Here is a 13,634-nt window from a genome sequence, read left to right on the forward strand (position 1 = left end):
TTATAGGAGGTGCGACTTTCGATGACCAAAGGAATCTTAGGCAGAAAAATTGGGATGACTCAAGTTTTCGGTGAAAACGGAGAATTAATCCCCGTAACAGTAGTAGAAGCTGCAGGAAACGTAGTAGTTCAAAAGAAAACAGAAGAAACAGATGGTTATAACGCAGTACAAATCGGCTTTGACGATAAACGCGATTATAACGCTAAAGGCAGAAGCAACAAATATGCCAACAAAGCAGAAGCAGGCCATGCTAAAGCATCAGGTGCTGCACCTAAGCGCTTCGTACGCGAATTCAAGAACTTAAACGCAGAAGAATTTGACGTAGGTCAAGAAGTCACTGTAGATACATTTGCTGCAGGCGATTTTGTAGACGTAACAGGAACTTCAAAAGGTAAAGGTTTCCAAGGCTCAATCAAGCGACACAATTTCAGCCGCGGACCAATGAGCCACGGTTCACGTTACCATAGAGGATCAGGTGCAATGGCGATGGCTGCCAGCCCGTCACGCGTTTTCAAAGGTAAAAAATTACCTGGACAAATGGGTGGTAAAAAGATTACTATGCAGAACTTAGAAATCGTTCGTGTAGACGCAGAAAAAAATGTTGTTCTTATTAAAGGCAACGTACCAGGACCTAGAAAAGGTTTTGTTAAACTTTCATCATCAATCAAAAAAGGTAACAAGTAATAAGGAAGGGAGGATAAACACATGGCAATCGATGTTTTATCAAAAGAAGGAACTAAAGTAAGTTCTATCGAATTAAATCAAGATGTATTTGGTATTGAACCAAATCAGCACGTATTATTTGAAGCAGTTCACTTACAGCGCGCGTCACTTCGTCAAGGGACTCACGCAGTTAAAAACCGTTCAGCAGTACGCGGCGGCGGAAGAAAACCGTTCAAACAAAAAGGTACAGGTAATGCACGCCAAGGTACAATCCGTGCACCGCAGTTCCGCGGAGGCGGCGTTGTATTTGGACCGACTGCTAGATCTTACAGCTACAGCATGCCGAAGAAAATGAGAAAACTTGCACTTCGTTCTGCGCTTTCAGCGAAAGTGAATGAAGAAGTACTGCAAGTGATTGACAACCTTGAAATGGAAGCGCCAAAAACTAAAGAATTCTTAACAGTTCTTGAAAACTTTGGTGCAGCTAAGAAAGTACTTCTTGTACTTGAAAATAAAGACGAGATCGTTGAAAAATCAGCGCGTAACATCCCAGGTGTTACAGTGTTGACTCCGGCTGGTCTTAACGTACTAGATATCCTTTCTGCTAACCATGTGATATTCACTGAGGGAGCAATCAAAAAAGCAGAGGAGGTACTTGTATAATGGAGGCAAGAGACATTATCAAGCGCCCAGTAATCACTGAGCGTTCTGCTGACTTAATGTCAGAAGACAAATACACATTTGATGTAGACTTGAGAGCGTCAAAAACTCAAGTGAAACACGCAGTTGAAGAAATCTTCGACGTTAAAGTAGACAAAGTAAACATTATGAATGTAAAACCTAAGAAAAAACGTATGGGCCGTTATGAAGGCTATACAAACAGAAGAAGAAAAGCGATTGTAAAACTTAAAGAAGGTTCAATCGAAATCTTCTAATAATAAAAGATACCAATAAGGAGGTATAACGAGGATGGCAATTAAAAAATATAAGCCTACCACGAATGGTCGTCGTAACATGACTGGTTCAGACTTTGCTGAAATCACTTCAACAACACCTGAACGTTCATTACTGACGCCGCTGCCGAAAAGAGCGGGACGTAATAACCAGGGTAAAATCACTGTACGTCACCAAGCAGGCGGACACAAACGTCAATACAGAACAATTGACTTCAAACGTAATAAAGATGGAATTCCTGCAACAGTTAAAACAATTGAGTACGATCCAAACCGTTCAGCTAACATCGCGTTAGTATTTTATGCAGATGGTGAAAAGAGATATATCTTAGCACCTAAAGGCATGACAGTTGGAACAGTAATCATGAGTGGACCTGAAGCAGATATCAAAACAGGGAACACATTAGCATTGTCTGATATCCCGGTTGGTACAACAATCCACAACATCGAATTAAAACCAGGTGCTGGCGGCCAAATGGTACGTTCAGCAGGTACAAGTGCACAGCTTTTAGGTAAAGAAGGCAAATACGCGCTGGTTAAATTAGCTTCCGGCGAAGTACGTATGGTACTTCTTACATGCAGAGCGACAATCGGACAAGTTGGTAACGAACAGCACGAACTTATCAACATTGGTAAAGCCGGTCGTTCTAGATGGAAAGGTAAACGCCCTACAGTCCGCGGTTCTGTAATGAACCCTAACGACCACCCACACGGTGGTGGTGAAGGTAGAGCGCCAATCGGCCGTCCATCACCAGTTTCTCCATGGGGTAAACCAACTCTTGGTAAGAAAACTCGTAAAGGTAAAAACCGTTCAACTAAGTTCATAGTAAGAGGACGTAAGAAATAAGTAATGTGAGTGTGCGGATAAAATCCGCACGCATTATTGGAAGGAGGCGCCTACATGGCACGCAGTCTTAAAAAAGGACCTTTCGTCGACGATCACCTCATGAAAAAAGTAGAGGCTCAGAACGAGGGCAGTAAAAAAAGTGTAATTAAAACATGGTCACGCCGTTCAACGGTTTTCCCGAACTTTATCGGACATACAATCGCTGTATACGACGGACGTAAACATGTACCTGTGTATATCACAGAAGATATGGTTGGCCACAAACTTGGTGAATTTGCACCAACAAGAACTTTCAGAGGTCACGGAAACGATCAAAAGACAAAAAGATAAATAACTAACCATATGCGATAAAGGAGGAAAGACTCATGCAATCGAAAGCTGTTGCTAAAACTGTGAGAATCGCTCCGCGTAAAGTACGCCTTATTCTTGACCTTGTAAGAGGAAAAGAAGTTGGAGAAGCGATTTCTATACTAAAACTTACAAATAAGAGATCTTCACCAGTAGTGGAGAAATTAGTTAAATCTGCTGTTGCTAACGCAGAACACAACTACGATATGGATATCGACAACCTGTATATTTCAGAAATCTATGCAGACGAAGGTCCAACGCTTAAAAGATTCCGTCCACGTGCACAAGGCCGTGCGACTAAGATCAACAAGCGCACTAGCCATATCACAGTAGTAGTTGAAGAGTATGCTAATGAAGCAGAAGTTGAAACTGAAGAGAACCAAGAAACAGAGAACGCTTAATTATATAAGGAGGGAATTAACTTGGGCCAAAAGATAAATCCAATTGGGTTTCGTGTAGGTGTCATTCGTGACTGGGAAGCAAAGTGGTACGCAGATAAAAACTTTGCAAGCCTATTACATGAAGACTTAAAAGTTCGTGAATATATCGAGACTAATTTAAAAGACGCTTCAATTTCTAAAGTTGAAATTGAACGTGCGGCAAACCGCGTAAACATTGCTTTACACACAGGTAAACCAGGTATGGTAATTGGTAAAGGCGGTAGCGAAATCAACAAACTTCGTACTGCGCTGACTAACCTGACTGGCAAGAAAGTTCATATCAACGTAATTGAAATTAAAAAGGTAGATATGGATGCGAAACTTGTTGCTGAAAACATTGCGCGTCAATTAGAAAACCGTGTATCTTTCCGTAGAGCACAAAAACAAGCGCTTCAAAGAGCTATCAAATCAGGCGCTAAAGGTATTAAAACACAAGTATCAGGACGTTTAGGCGGTGCGGACATCGCTCGTGCTGAAGGTTACAGTGAAGGAACAGTTCCACTTCATACACTTCGTGCAGACATTGATTATGCGCATGAAGAAGCAGACACGACTTACGGTAAGTTAGGTGTTAAGGTATGGATCTACCGTGGAGAAGTTCTTCCTACAAAAACTAATAAATAAGTAAGGAGGAAATTTGGAATGTTATTACCAAAAAGAGTAAAATACCGTCGTCAGCACCGTCCGGATACTAAAGGACGTTCAAAAGGCGGAAATCAAGTAAGCTTTGGTGAATACGGTCTGCAAGCTACGACAACATCTTGGATTACTGCAAGACAAATCGAAGCAGCACGTATTGCAATGACGCGTTACATGAAACGTGGCGGTAAAGTATGGATCAACATCTTCCCGCACACGCCATATACGAAAAAACCATTAGAAGTACGTATGGGTTCAGGTAAAGGGGCAATCGAAGGTTGGATTGCAGTAGTTAAACCAGGACGCATTATGTTTGAAGTTGCGGGTGTAGAAGAGGAAGTAGCGAAAGAAGCACTTCGTCTTGCAAGCCACAAACTTCCATTAAAAACGAAAATAGTAAAACGTGAAGAATTAGGTGGTGATACGAATGAAAGCTAAAGAAATCCGTGATTTAACGAATTCCGAAATTGAATCTAATGTTAAAGAATTGAAAGAAGAACTTTTCAATCTGCGCTTTCAGCTAGCTACAGGTCAGCTAGAAAACACTGCTCGTATCAAAGAAGTAAGAAAGACTATTGCTAGAATGAAAACGACGGTTCGCCAAAGAGAGATTGAAGAAGCACAAGCGAATCAATAATTAGAGGAGGTTCAAATCGTGGAAACTAAAAACGAACGCAAAGTTTACCAGGGCCGCGTTGTATCCGACAAGATGGATAAAACAATAACGGTACTTGTTGAAACTTACACTAAGCACCCGATCATCGGTAAACGTGTTAAATATTCTAAAAAATATAAAACACATGATGAAAATAACACTGCGAAAATGGGCGATATCGTAAGAATCCAAGAAACACGTCCATTATCTGCGACAAAACGATTCCGTCTAATTGAAATCGTTAAAGAATCTGTAATTATATAAAATATTTGAAACAGAAGGAGGGAATCACGCATGATTCAGTCAGAGAGCCGCTTGAAGGTAGCTGACAACTCAGGTGCACGTGAAGTGCTAACTATTAAAGTTTTAGGCGGAACAGGCCGTAAAACTGCGAACATCGGTGATGTAATCGTTGCAAGCGTTAAGAATGCAACACCCGGTGGGGTTGTCAAAAAAGGTGAGGTTGTAAAAGCCGTCATCGTCAGAACGAAAACAGGAATCCGTCGTGAAGATGGTTCATATATTAAATTCGATGAGAACGCATGCGTAATCATCCGTGATGATAAAGGTCCTAGAGGTACTCGTATTTTCGGACCAGTTGCTCGTGAACTTCGCGAAGGTAAATTCATGAAGATCATTTCATTAGCACCAGAAGTACTATAATCCAAAACCGAAGGAGGTGCGACAACTATGCACGTAAAAACAGGTGACCAGGTCGTTGTAATCAGCGGTAAGGACAAAGGTAAAAAAGGAACTGTACTAAAAGCAATTCCTTCAGATAACCGTGTCGTTATTGAGAACGTCAACGTAATTAAGAAACACCAGAAGCCATCTCAAATGAACCCAGAAGGCGGGATTCTAGAGGTAGAAGCTCCAATTCATGTTTCTAACGTCATGCATGTAGACCCTGAATCAGGTGAACGCACTCGTGTCCGTCATGAAATCAAAGATGGTAAAAAAGTGAAAATCGCTGTCAAATCAGGTAAAGAGATTAAATAAGTTTTAAACGGAAGGAGGTCCATCAATGACTCGCTTAAAAGACAAATACAATGAAACAATTAAACAAGAACTAGTAAATAAATTTAATTATACTTCAGTAATGCAAGCTCCTAAAATCGACAAAATTGTTGTAAACATGGGGATCGGTGATGCTGTACAAAACGCTAAAGTACTCGACACAGCAGTTGAGGAATTAAGCGCAATTACAGGTCAAAAACCGGTTATTACTAAAGCTAAAAAATCAATCGCTACATTCCGTTTACGTGAAGGTATGCCGATCGGTGCGAAAGTTACACTTCGCGGAGAAAGAATGTACGAATTCCTTGATAAACTTATCTCAGTTTCATTACCACGTGTAAGAGACTTCAGAGGTATTTCTAAAAAGGCTTTCGATGGCCGCGGTAACTACACTTTAGGTGTTAAAGAACAACTTATCTTCCCGGAAATTGACTACGATAAAGTATCAAAAGTAAGAGGTATGGATATCGTTATTGTAACAACAGCTAACACGGACGAAGAAGCTCGTGAACTGCTCACACAATTCGGTATGCCGTTCCAAAAGTAAGTAATAAGGAGGCAATATAGTGGCTAAAAAATCAATGATTGCTAAACAGCAAAAAGAACAAAAATTCAAAGTTAGAGAATATACTCGCTGTGAAAGATGTGGACGTCCGCATTCAGTATTACGTAAATTCAAGCTTTGCCGTATCTGTTTCCGTGAACTTGCTTACAAAGGGCAAATTCCTGGTGTAAGAAAAGCAAGCTGGTAAGATTCATTAATCGAAAGGAGGCAACTTAAATGACAGTGTCAGATCCAATTGCAGATATGCTAACACGCATTAGAAATGCGAACATTGTTAGACATGAAACTCTAGAAATTCCTGCTTCAAACATGAAAAAGGAAATCGCTGGAATTTTAAAAACAGAAGGTTTTGTAAAAAATGTAGAATACATCGAGGACGATAAGCAAGGCATCATCCGTGTATTCATGAAATACAGCAACGAAAACGAACGTGTTATTACTGGATTGAAACGTATTTCTAAACCAGGACTCCGCGTTTACGCTAAAAGAGAAGAGTTACCAAGAGTACTTAACGGTCTTGGAATTGCTCTAATCTCAACTTCAGAAGGTGTGCTTACAGATAAAGAAGCACGTAAAAGAAATCTAGGCGGGGAAGTTCTCGCATACGTTTGGTAATTTAATTAAACAGGAGGTGCAAAGTAATGAGTCGTGTAGGTAAACGTCTTATTGACATTCCAAGTGATGTAACAGTTGACATCAAGGGCAATACTATTACAGTTAAAGGTCCTAAAGGTGAGCTGGTTAACACATTTAATGAAGAGATGACATATAATCTTGAAGACACTACTTTAGAAGTAGTTCGTCCAAGTGAATCTAAAGAACACCGTACAGTTCACGGTACAACTCGTGCACTGATTAACAACATGGTTGTTGGTGTATCACAAGGGTTTGTAAAAGAACTTGAACTTATCGGGGTTGGGTACCGTGCGCAAATGCAAGGTAAAAAACTAGCACTTAACGTTGGTTTATCACACCCTGTAGAATTCGAAACAACTGAAGATCTTTCGATTACAGTTGACGGCAACACTAATATTAAAATCGAAGGTATCGATAAAGAGGCTGTAGGTGCTCTTGCATCTAACATCCGTAAAGTACGTCCACCAGAACCATACAAAGGTAAAGGTATTCGCTATAAAGGTGAAAACGTTCGCCGTAAAGAAGGTAAAACTGGTAAATAATAAATAAGTGAGGAGTGAACATCAATGATCGCGAAAATTGACAAGAATAAAGTACGTCAAAAAAGACATGGTCGCGTGCGTAACTTACTTTCAGGTACGTCTGAAAGACCACGTTTAAATGTTTATCGTTCAAACAAGCATATCTATGCTCAATTAATTGATGACACTGCGCAAATTACACTTGCAAGCGCATCTAGTAAAGATTCTGAATTCAAAGGTGAATCAGGTTCTAACGTAGAAGCAGCTAAAGAAGTCGGAAGTCTTATTGCAAAACGTGCAAAAGATAAAGGCCTTGAAAAAGTAGTATTTGACCGTGGTGGATATTTATATCATGGACGTGTGAAAGCATTAGCTGACGCAGCACGTGAAAACGGACTGGATTTCTAATAAAAAGGAGGGACATATTTCATGGCTCAAAGAAGAGAAAAAGAAGTACAAGAATTTGAAGAGCGCGTAGTAACGATCAACCGTATCGCTAAAGTAGTAAAAGGTGGTCGTCGTTTCCGTTTCTCAGCTTTAGTAGTAGTTGGGGACAGAAAAGGACGTGTCGGTTTCGGAACTGGTAAAGCACAAGAAGTACCAGAAGCAATTAAAAAAGCAATCGAAGCTGCTAAAAAAGATCTAATTGAAGTACCTATCGTCAATGGTACTGTACCTCATGAAGTAATCGGAAGATTCTCATCAGGTAACGTATTCATGAAACCTGCAGCTCCTGGTACAGGTGTTATCGCGGGCGGACCTGTTCGTGCCGTATTAGAGTTAGCTGGTATTACAGATATCTTAAGCAAGTCACTTGGTGCTAATACACCAATTAACGTAGTTCGCGCTACAATGACAGGCTTAACTGAACTTAGAGATGTTAAAGAAGTTGCAAAACTTAGAGATAAAACTGTAGAAGAGATTCTAAACTAAGGAGGGAATAGTCAATGGCAAAAGTGAAAGTTACCCTCACTAAAAGTGTTATCGGTAAACCGCAAACACAAAGAGACACAGTTAAAGCATTAGGACTTAGAAAAATGCATCAGACTGTAGAGCATGAAGATACTCCTCAGTTCAGAGGACAGATTGCTAAAGTTAGTCATTTAGTTACAGTAGAAGAGAAATAATGATAAAATAATGTAGGAGGTGCGAAGATGAAATTACACGAACTTAAACCAGTTGATGGCGCGCGCAACAAACGCAACAGAGTTGGACGCGGTATGTCATCAGGTAACGGTAAAACATCCGGTCGCGGTCATAACGGACAAAAGTCACGTTCAGGCGGTAAAATTGGTCTTACTTTCGAAGGTGGTCAATTACCACTATTCCGCAGTATTCCAAAACGCGGATTCACGAACATTAACCGTAAAGATTACGCTATTGTAAATGTTAGTGCGTTAAACCGTTTTGACAATGGTACAGAAGTTACACCTGCGCTTTTAGTAGAAGCAGGAATTGTTAAAAACGAAAAATCTGGAATTAAAATTTTAGGCAACGGTAACTTAGAGAAGAAGTTGACGATTAAAGCGCACAAATTTTCTAGTTCAGCTGTAGAAGCTATTGAGCAACAGGGCGGAACTCATGAGGTGATCTAATGATCGGGACGATATCGAATTTCTTTAAAATTAAAGAAATACGTAACAAGATACTGTTTACTTTGGCAATGCTAGTTATATTTAAAATTGGTACGTATATACCGGTTCCCGGCGTAGACCCAAGTGTATTTGACACTGGCGGCTCAGGGAGTGGAGTTTTAGATTTAATGAATACATTTGGCGGCGGCGCCTTGATGAACTTCTCTATTCTTGCAATGGGGATTATGCCGTATATCACGGCTTCAATCGTGACGCAGCTGCTCCAAATGGATGTAGTTCCAAAGTTTGCTGAATGGGCAAGACAAGGTGAAGTCGGCCGACGCAAACTTGCTCAATTCACTAGGTATTTCACTATCGTTTTAGCATTTATCCAAGCAATTGGTATGTCATTTGCATTTAACCAAATGTTTGGCGGCAACCTGATTGATGACAATAATGTTGGATCTTATCTGCTTATCGCTTTAATTTTAACTACAGGTACAGCATTCCTTATGTGGCTCGGTGAGCAAATCACTACACATGGTGTCGGTAATGGTATTTCTATCATTATCTTTGCAGGTATCTTAGGTGCACTTCCGGGTGCATTAATTCAGCTTTATCAGTCAAGATTCACAGGTAATGCGGATACGACAATGGCAGTGCTTCAAATCGCTGGTATTGTAATATTCCTTATTCTTCTGACTGCGTTTGCAGTGTTTATCTTACAAGCGATTCGTAAGATTCCAGTGCAATATGCAAAAGGTCAGAGAACATCTGGATCTCAACTGGCACCGCAATCAACATTCTTACCCTTAAAGGTTAACCCGGCAGGGGTAATACCGGTTATCTTTGCTATGGCATTCCTGATGATGCCTCAAACATTGACACTATTTTTCCCGGACGCTAACTGGGCGCAAACGGTAGCCCGTTTTGCTGACCCTTCGGACTGGATTGGTATGATTGTCTATGTTGTCCTGATTATCGCATTTGCTTACTTCTATTCATTTGTACAGGTGAATCCTGAGAAGATGGCTGATAACCTCAAAAAACAAGGCAGTTATGTTCCGGGTATCCGCCCAGGTAAAAATACACAGGACTACATTACTTCTGTATTGTACAGATTAGTATTTGTCGGTTCTCTGTTCCTTGCAGGCATTGCAATTTTACCACTCTTAATTACGAAGTTTATGGACTTGCCGCAGGCAATTCAAATTGGCGGAACGAGCTTGCTGATCGTTATCGGTGTAGCACTTGAGACGATGAAACAGCTGGAAGCTCAAGCGAACCAGAGAGAATACCGCGGATTTAGAAAGCGTAGATAAGTAGGAGGAAACAAAATAATGAACATTATTATTATGGGCTTGCCTGGTGCAGGTAAAGGTACTCAAGCTGCGAAAATAATCAAAAAATACTCGATTCCTCATATCTCTACAGGAGACATGTTCCGTCTCGCGATTAAAAACGATACGGATCTTGGAAGACAGGCTAAGGCATTTATGGATCAGGGCGAACTTGTTCCTGACGAAGTAACGGTTGGCATCGTTAGAGAGCGCTTGTCTCAAAGTGATGCGAAAGGCGGCTTCCTGCTCGACGGTTTCCCAAGAACTGTAGAACAGGCAGAAGCGCTGAATAATATCATGGAAGAGCTCGGCTCTCAAATCGACCAGACGATTTACGTCGAAGTGCCTGAAGAAGAATTAATGAACAGACTGACGGGAAGACGTATTTGTGAAACTTGCGGATCGACTTATCATTTAGTGTTTAATCCGCCTAAGACAGAGGGTATCTGTGACTTAGACGGCGGTAAATTATACCAGCGCGAAGATGACAACCCGGAAACAGTACAAAACCGTCTGGAAGTTAATACTAAACAGACAGCACCACTTTTAGATTTCTATAAAGATCTTGGAGTTCTAGCTACAGTAGATGGCTCAAAAGATATAGAAGAAGTTTTCGAAGAAGTCGATGAAATTCTTAATGAATTATAGAAATATTCACCTTGCGGCAATTTAGGTGAATGTTGCTATGTCTATATGTATACGAGAGAGTCGTTATTAGACGAAGTGAATCGTCACCTAGAGCAAATTTCTGTAATGGAATTGAAATGCTGTATAAGGAGGAAAAGAAGTGAGTAAACAAGATGTAATTGAACTGGAAGGTACAGTGCTTGATACTTTACCAAATGCAATGTTCAAAGTAGAATTAGAAAATGGTCATGAGATACTCGCTCATGTATCAGGTAAAATTCGTATGAACTATATACGCATACTTCCTGGTGATAAAGTAACAGTTGAGATGTCACCCTATGACTTAACACGTGGCAGAATCACTTATCGTTTTAAATAAGAGACTCCATATTCTAAGGAGGTAAAAAACATGAAAGTAAGACCATCAGTAAAACCTATCTGTGAAAAATGTAAAGTTATCCGCAGAAAAGGAAAAGTAATGGTAATTTGTGAAAACCCTAAACACAAACAAAAACAAGGTTAATATTTAATTTGGAGGTGCAAAGATATGGCTCGTATTGCAGGAGTTGACGTTCCACGTGACAAACGTGTTGTAATTTCTTTAACATATGTTTACGGTATTGGACCAACACGCGCTAGCGAAATTTTAGCTAAAGCATCAGTTGATGAAAGTACTAGAGTTAAAGATCTTACTGAAGATGAATTAAACAAAATTCGTGAAGTAGTAGATGTGTACAAAGTCGAAGGTGACTTACGCCGTGAACAAAACTTAAACGTTAAACGTTTAATGGAAATCGGTTCTTACAAGGGAATGCGTCACCGTCGCGGTTTACCAGTTAATGGTCAAAAAACTAAGAACAACGCAAGAACTCGTAAAGGCCCAATCAAAACAGTAGCGAACAAGAAGAAATAAATAGTTACTAAAGTAAAGGAGGATAAATAATGGCTCGCAAACAACAATCACGTAAACGTAGAGTGAAAAAGAATGTTGAAGCAGGTGTAGCACACATCCGTTCAACTTTTAATAATACTATCGTAACAATTACTGATGAGTTCGGTAATGCTCTTTCATGGTCATCTGCTGGTGCATTAGGGTTTAAAGGTTCTAAGAAATCTACACCTTTCGCAGCTCAAATGGCTTCTGAAACTGCTTCAAAAGCAGCGATGGAACACGGTCTTAAAACTGTAGAAGTTACAGTTAAAGGTCCTGGTGCCGGACGTGAAGCAGCAATCCGTGCGCTTCAGTCAGCTGGACTTGAAATTACAGCTATTAAAGATGTAACTCCAGTTCCACACAATGGCTGCCGTCCACCTAAACGTCGTCGTGTATAAGAAATTTTAAATCGCTTAAGTAGTTGGGAACTATATTATTTTCTAATATTTTCGGCGTTTAAAGGGAGGATATGTTACACATGATCGAAATCGAGAAACCTAGAATTGAGACAGTAGAAGTATCGGAAGATTCTAAGTTTGGTAAGTTTGTTGTAGAACCTTTGGAAAGAGGTTATGGAACAACACTTGGGAACTCCTTGCGTCGCATTCTTTTATCTTCATTACCAGGTGCGGCAGTTAAGACGATTGAAATAGAAAATGTACTTCATGAGTTTTCTACAATTGAAAATGTTGTTGAAGACGTGACTACAATTATTACAAACATTAAGAGCCTGGCTTTAAAAATCTATTCTGAAGATGAAAAAACTTTAGAAATTGATTTTAGCGGTGAAGGTGTTGTAACTGCAGCTGATATTACTCACGACAGCGATGTGGAAATTTTAAACAGAGACCTTAAGATTGCAACAGTATCTAAAGGCGGAAGCTTAAAAATCCGTATGACAGCTGACAGCGGAAGAGGATATACACTTGCAGACGGTAATAATAAAGCTGATATGCCAATTGGTGTAATTCCAATCGACTCTATCTATACACCGATAGAACGTGCGAATTATACAGTTGAAAATACACGTGTAGGACAAAGTACAAACTTCGATAAGCTGACTCTGGATGTATGGACTGATGGTTCAATTACACCTCAGGAAGCAGTATCATTGGGTGCTAAAATTCTTACTGAACACTTAAATATCTTTGTAGGTCTGACTGATGAAGCTCAGAATGCTGAAATCATGATCGAAAAAGAAGAAGATCAGAAAGAGAAAGTACTAGAAATGTCTATTGAAGAACTTGACTTATCAGTACGTTCTTATAACTGTCTGAAACGCGCTGGTATTAACTCTGTTCAGGAACTTACTGATAAAACAGAAGCTGATATGATGAAAGTGCGCAATCTGGGACGCAAGTCACTGGAAGAAGTTAAATTTAAACTTGAAGACCTTGATTTAGGTCTACGCAAAGAAGACTAGTCATAAAGGAGGAGAAATAATGGGTTACAGAAAACTTGGACGTACATCAGACCAAAGAAAAGCAATGTTACGCGACTTAGCAACATCTTTAATCGTAAGTGAGCGCATCACTACAACTGAAGACCGTGCGAAAGAACTGCGTAAACTTGCAGATCGTTTAGTCACACTGGGTAAACGCGGTGACTTAGCATCTAAAAGACGTGCCGGTCAAACTGTACGTAACGTAGAAATCATCAATGAAGATGGTTCAACAAGTTATGCACTTCAAAAATTATTTGAAGATATCGCTCCACGCTTCGCAGATCGTCAAGGCGGATACACAAGCATTAAAAAGCTTGGTTCACGTCGCGGTGACGGAGCTGAACTTGTAATTATCGAATTCGTAGAAGGCGCTCCAGTTACAACTGAAGAAGCGTAAACTTTTAAAAGCAGAGTGAGTGTTATGATGGTGA

General features: G+C 40.1%; 28 protein-coding genes. All 28 read left to right on the top strand.

Annotation, left to right across the window (positions count from 1 at the left end; all coding sequences use genetic code 11):
* Positions 1 to 21 precede the first annotated feature (21 nt).
* The 28 genes from rplC (at position 22) to rplQ (ending at position 13,600) form a co-directional block, all read left to right on the top strand.
* Positions 22 to 684: a 50S ribosomal protein L3 gene (rplC, locus tag IEU81_RS08065; RefSeq protein ID WP_092595656.1), complete on the top strand. Its 663-nt coding sequence runs from the start codon at positions 22 to 24 to the stop codon at positions 682 to 684.
* A gap of 21 nt (positions 685 to 705) precedes the next feature.
* Positions 706 to 1,326: a 50S ribosomal protein L4 gene (gene rplD / locus IEU81_RS08070; RefSeq protein ID WP_092595654.1), complete on the top strand. Its 621-nt coding sequence runs from the start codon at positions 706 to 708 to the stop codon at positions 1,324 to 1,326.
* The gene (rplW, locus tag IEU81_RS08075; protein ID WP_092595652.1) at positions 1,326 to 1,598 is read left to right on the top strand and encodes a 50S ribosomal protein L23; all 273 of its coding nucleotides are present in this window, start codon (positions 1,326 to 1,328) and stop codon (positions 1,596 to 1,598) included. Before rplD ends, rplW begins: the two co-directional genes overlap by 1 nt.
* A gap of 34 nt (positions 1,599 to 1,632) precedes the next feature.
* Positions 1,633 to 2,463 (top strand): 50S ribosomal protein L2, encoded by an 831-nt coding sequence (gene rplB / locus IEU81_RS08080; RefSeq protein ID WP_092595650.1) that lies wholly within the window; start codon positions 1,633 to 1,635, stop codon positions 2,461 to 2,463.
* Positions 2,464 to 2,517: 54 nt separating this feature from the next.
* Entirely contained in the window at positions 2,518 to 2,793 is a 276-nt protein-coding gene (gene rpsS, locus IEU81_RS08085; protein ID WP_092595648.1) for a 30S ribosomal protein S19, read from the top strand.
* A gap of 35 nt (positions 2,794 to 2,828) precedes the next feature.
* Entirely contained in the window at positions 2,829 to 3,212 is a 384-nt protein-coding gene (gene rplV / locus IEU81_RS08090) for a 50S ribosomal protein L22 (RefSeq protein ID WP_092595646.1), read from the top strand.
* Positions 3,213 to 3,233: 21 nt separating this feature from the next.
* The gene (rpsC, locus tag IEU81_RS08095; RefSeq protein WP_092595644.1) at positions 3,234 to 3,875 is read left to right on the top strand and encodes a 30S ribosomal protein S3; all 642 of its coding nucleotides are present in this window, start codon (positions 3,234 to 3,236) and stop codon (positions 3,873 to 3,875) included.
* Between the two features lie 18 nt (positions 3,876 to 3,893).
* Positions 3,894 to 4,328, top strand: a complete 435-nt coding sequence (rplP, locus tag IEU81_RS08100; RefSeq protein WP_092595642.1) for a 50S ribosomal protein L16 — start codon at positions 3,894 to 3,896, stop codon at positions 4,326 to 4,328.
* Positions 4,318 to 4,527 carry a 50S ribosomal protein L29 gene (gene rpmC / locus IEU81_RS08105; protein ID WP_026859101.1) on the top strand — a complete coding sequence of 70 codons (210 nt, stop codon included), beginning with the start codon at positions 4,318 to 4,320 and terminating at the stop codon, positions 4,525 to 4,527. Before rplP ends, rpmC begins: the two co-directional genes overlap by 11 nt.
* 18 nt (positions 4,528 to 4,545) lie before the next feature.
* Positions 4,546 to 4,809 carry a 30S ribosomal protein S17 gene (rpsQ, locus tag IEU81_RS08110; RefSeq protein WP_092595640.1) on the top strand — a complete coding sequence of 88 codons (264 nt, stop codon included), beginning with the start codon at positions 4,546 to 4,548 and terminating at the stop codon, positions 4,807 to 4,809.
* A 30-nt stretch (positions 4,810 to 4,839) separates the two neighbouring features.
* Positions 4,840 to 5,208, top strand: coding sequence for a 50S ribosomal protein L14 (gene rplN / locus IEU81_RS08115; protein ID WP_092595638.1), 369 nt, complete (start codon positions 4,840 to 4,842; stop codon positions 5,206 to 5,208).
* Between the two features lie 27 nt (positions 5,209 to 5,235).
* Positions 5,236 to 5,544, top strand: coding sequence for a 50S ribosomal protein L24 (rplX, locus tag IEU81_RS08120; RefSeq protein ID WP_035809691.1), 309 nt, complete (start codon positions 5,236 to 5,238; stop codon positions 5,542 to 5,544).
* Between the two features lie 25 nt (positions 5,545 to 5,569).
* The gene (rplE, locus tag IEU81_RS08125) at positions 5,570 to 6,109 is read left to right on the top strand and encodes a 50S ribosomal protein L5 (protein ID WP_092595634.1); all 540 of its coding nucleotides are present in this window, start codon (positions 5,570 to 5,572) and stop codon (positions 6,107 to 6,109) included.
* Positions 6,110 to 6,128: 19 nt separating this feature from the next.
* Positions 6,129 to 6,314 carry a type Z 30S ribosomal protein S14 gene (locus tag IEU81_RS08130; protein ID WP_026859096.1) on the top strand — a complete coding sequence of 62 codons (186 nt, stop codon included), beginning with the start codon at positions 6,129 to 6,131 and terminating at the stop codon, positions 6,312 to 6,314.
* A 29-nt stretch (positions 6,315 to 6,343) separates the two neighbouring features.
* Positions 6,344 to 6,742, top strand: a complete 399-nt coding sequence (gene rpsH / locus IEU81_RS08135) for a 30S ribosomal protein S8 (RefSeq protein WP_092595632.1) — start codon at positions 6,344 to 6,346, stop codon at positions 6,740 to 6,742.
* Between the two features lie 26 nt (positions 6,743 to 6,768).
* Positions 6,769 to 7,305, top strand: coding sequence for a 50S ribosomal protein L6 (rplF, locus tag IEU81_RS08140; RefSeq protein ID WP_092595630.1), 537 nt, complete (start codon positions 6,769 to 6,771; stop codon positions 7,303 to 7,305).
* Positions 7,306 to 7,329: 24 nt separating this feature from the next.
* Positions 7,330 to 7,692 carry a 50S ribosomal protein L18 gene (rplR, locus tag IEU81_RS08145; RefSeq protein WP_092595628.1) on the top strand — a complete coding sequence of 121 codons (363 nt, stop codon included), beginning with the start codon at positions 7,330 to 7,332 and terminating at the stop codon, positions 7,690 to 7,692.
* A gap of 21 nt (positions 7,693 to 7,713) precedes the next feature.
* Positions 7,714 to 8,217 carry a 30S ribosomal protein S5 gene (gene rpsE / locus IEU81_RS08150; RefSeq protein WP_092595626.1) on the top strand — a complete coding sequence of 168 codons (504 nt, stop codon included), beginning with the start codon at positions 7,714 to 7,716 and terminating at the stop codon, positions 8,215 to 8,217.
* 14 nt (positions 8,218 to 8,231) lie between these two features.
* Complete coding sequence (gene rpmD, locus IEU81_RS08155) at positions 8,232 to 8,411, top strand: 50S ribosomal protein L30 (protein WP_092595624.1); 180 nt, start codon at positions 8,232 to 8,234, stop codon at positions 8,409 to 8,411.
* Positions 8,412 to 8,438: 27 nt separating this feature from the next.
* Positions 8,439 to 8,879: a 50S ribosomal protein L15 gene (rplO, locus tag IEU81_RS08160; RefSeq protein WP_092595622.1), complete on the top strand. Its 441-nt coding sequence runs from the start codon at positions 8,439 to 8,441 to the stop codon at positions 8,877 to 8,879.
* On the top strand, positions 8,879 to 10,180 hold the full coding sequence (gene secY, locus IEU81_RS08165) for a preprotein translocase subunit SecY (protein ID WP_092595620.1): 1,302 nt from the start codon (positions 8,879 to 8,881) through the stop codon (positions 10,178 to 10,180). The genes rplO and secY overlap by 1 nt, the downstream gene beginning before the upstream one ends.
* Before the next feature lie 18 nt (positions 10,181 to 10,198).
* A complete protein-coding gene (locus tag IEU81_RS08170; RefSeq protein WP_092595618.1) occupies positions 10,199 to 10,846 on the top strand; it encodes an adenylate kinase in 648 nt (215 codons plus the stop codon).
* Positions 10,847 to 10,985: 139 nt separating this feature from the next.
* The gene (gene infA, locus IEU81_RS08175) at positions 10,986 to 11,204 is read left to right on the top strand and encodes a translation initiation factor IF-1 (RefSeq protein WP_017547668.1); all 219 of its coding nucleotides are present in this window, start codon (positions 10,986 to 10,988) and stop codon (positions 11,202 to 11,204) included.
* 30 nt (positions 11,205 to 11,234) lie between these two features.
* Positions 11,235 to 11,348, top strand: coding sequence for a 50S ribosomal protein L36 (gene rpmJ, locus IEU81_RS08180; protein WP_003156543.1), 114 nt, complete (start codon positions 11,235 to 11,237; stop codon positions 11,346 to 11,348).
* A 24-nt stretch (positions 11,349 to 11,372) separates the two neighbouring features.
* The gene (gene rpsM / locus IEU81_RS08185; protein ID WP_092595616.1) at positions 11,373 to 11,738 is read left to right on the top strand and encodes a 30S ribosomal protein S13; all 366 of its coding nucleotides are present in this window, start codon (positions 11,373 to 11,375) and stop codon (positions 11,736 to 11,738) included.
* A 29-nt stretch (positions 11,739 to 11,767) separates the two neighbouring features.
* On the top strand, positions 11,768 to 12,157 hold the full coding sequence (gene rpsK, locus IEU81_RS08190) for a 30S ribosomal protein S11 (protein ID WP_035809663.1): 390 nt from the start codon (positions 11,768 to 11,770) through the stop codon (positions 12,155 to 12,157).
* Between the two features lie 80 nt (positions 12,158 to 12,237).
* On the top strand, positions 12,238 to 13,182 hold the full coding sequence (locus tag IEU81_RS08195) for a DNA-directed RNA polymerase subunit alpha (protein WP_092595614.1): 945 nt from the start codon (positions 12,238 to 12,240) through the stop codon (positions 13,180 to 13,182).
* A gap of 19 nt (positions 13,183 to 13,201) precedes the next feature.
* A complete protein-coding gene (rplQ, locus tag IEU81_RS08200; protein WP_092595612.1) occupies positions 13,202 to 13,600 on the top strand; it encodes a 50S ribosomal protein L17 in 399 nt (132 codons plus the stop codon).
* Positions 13,601 to 13,634: the final 34 nt, after the last annotated feature.

The sequence above is a fragment of the Jeotgalicoccus aerolatus genome (assembly GCF_014635205.1).
GTDB classification, from domain to species: Bacteria; Bacillota; Bacilli; order Staphylococcales; family Salinicoccaceae; genus Jeotgalicoccus; species Jeotgalicoccus aerolatus.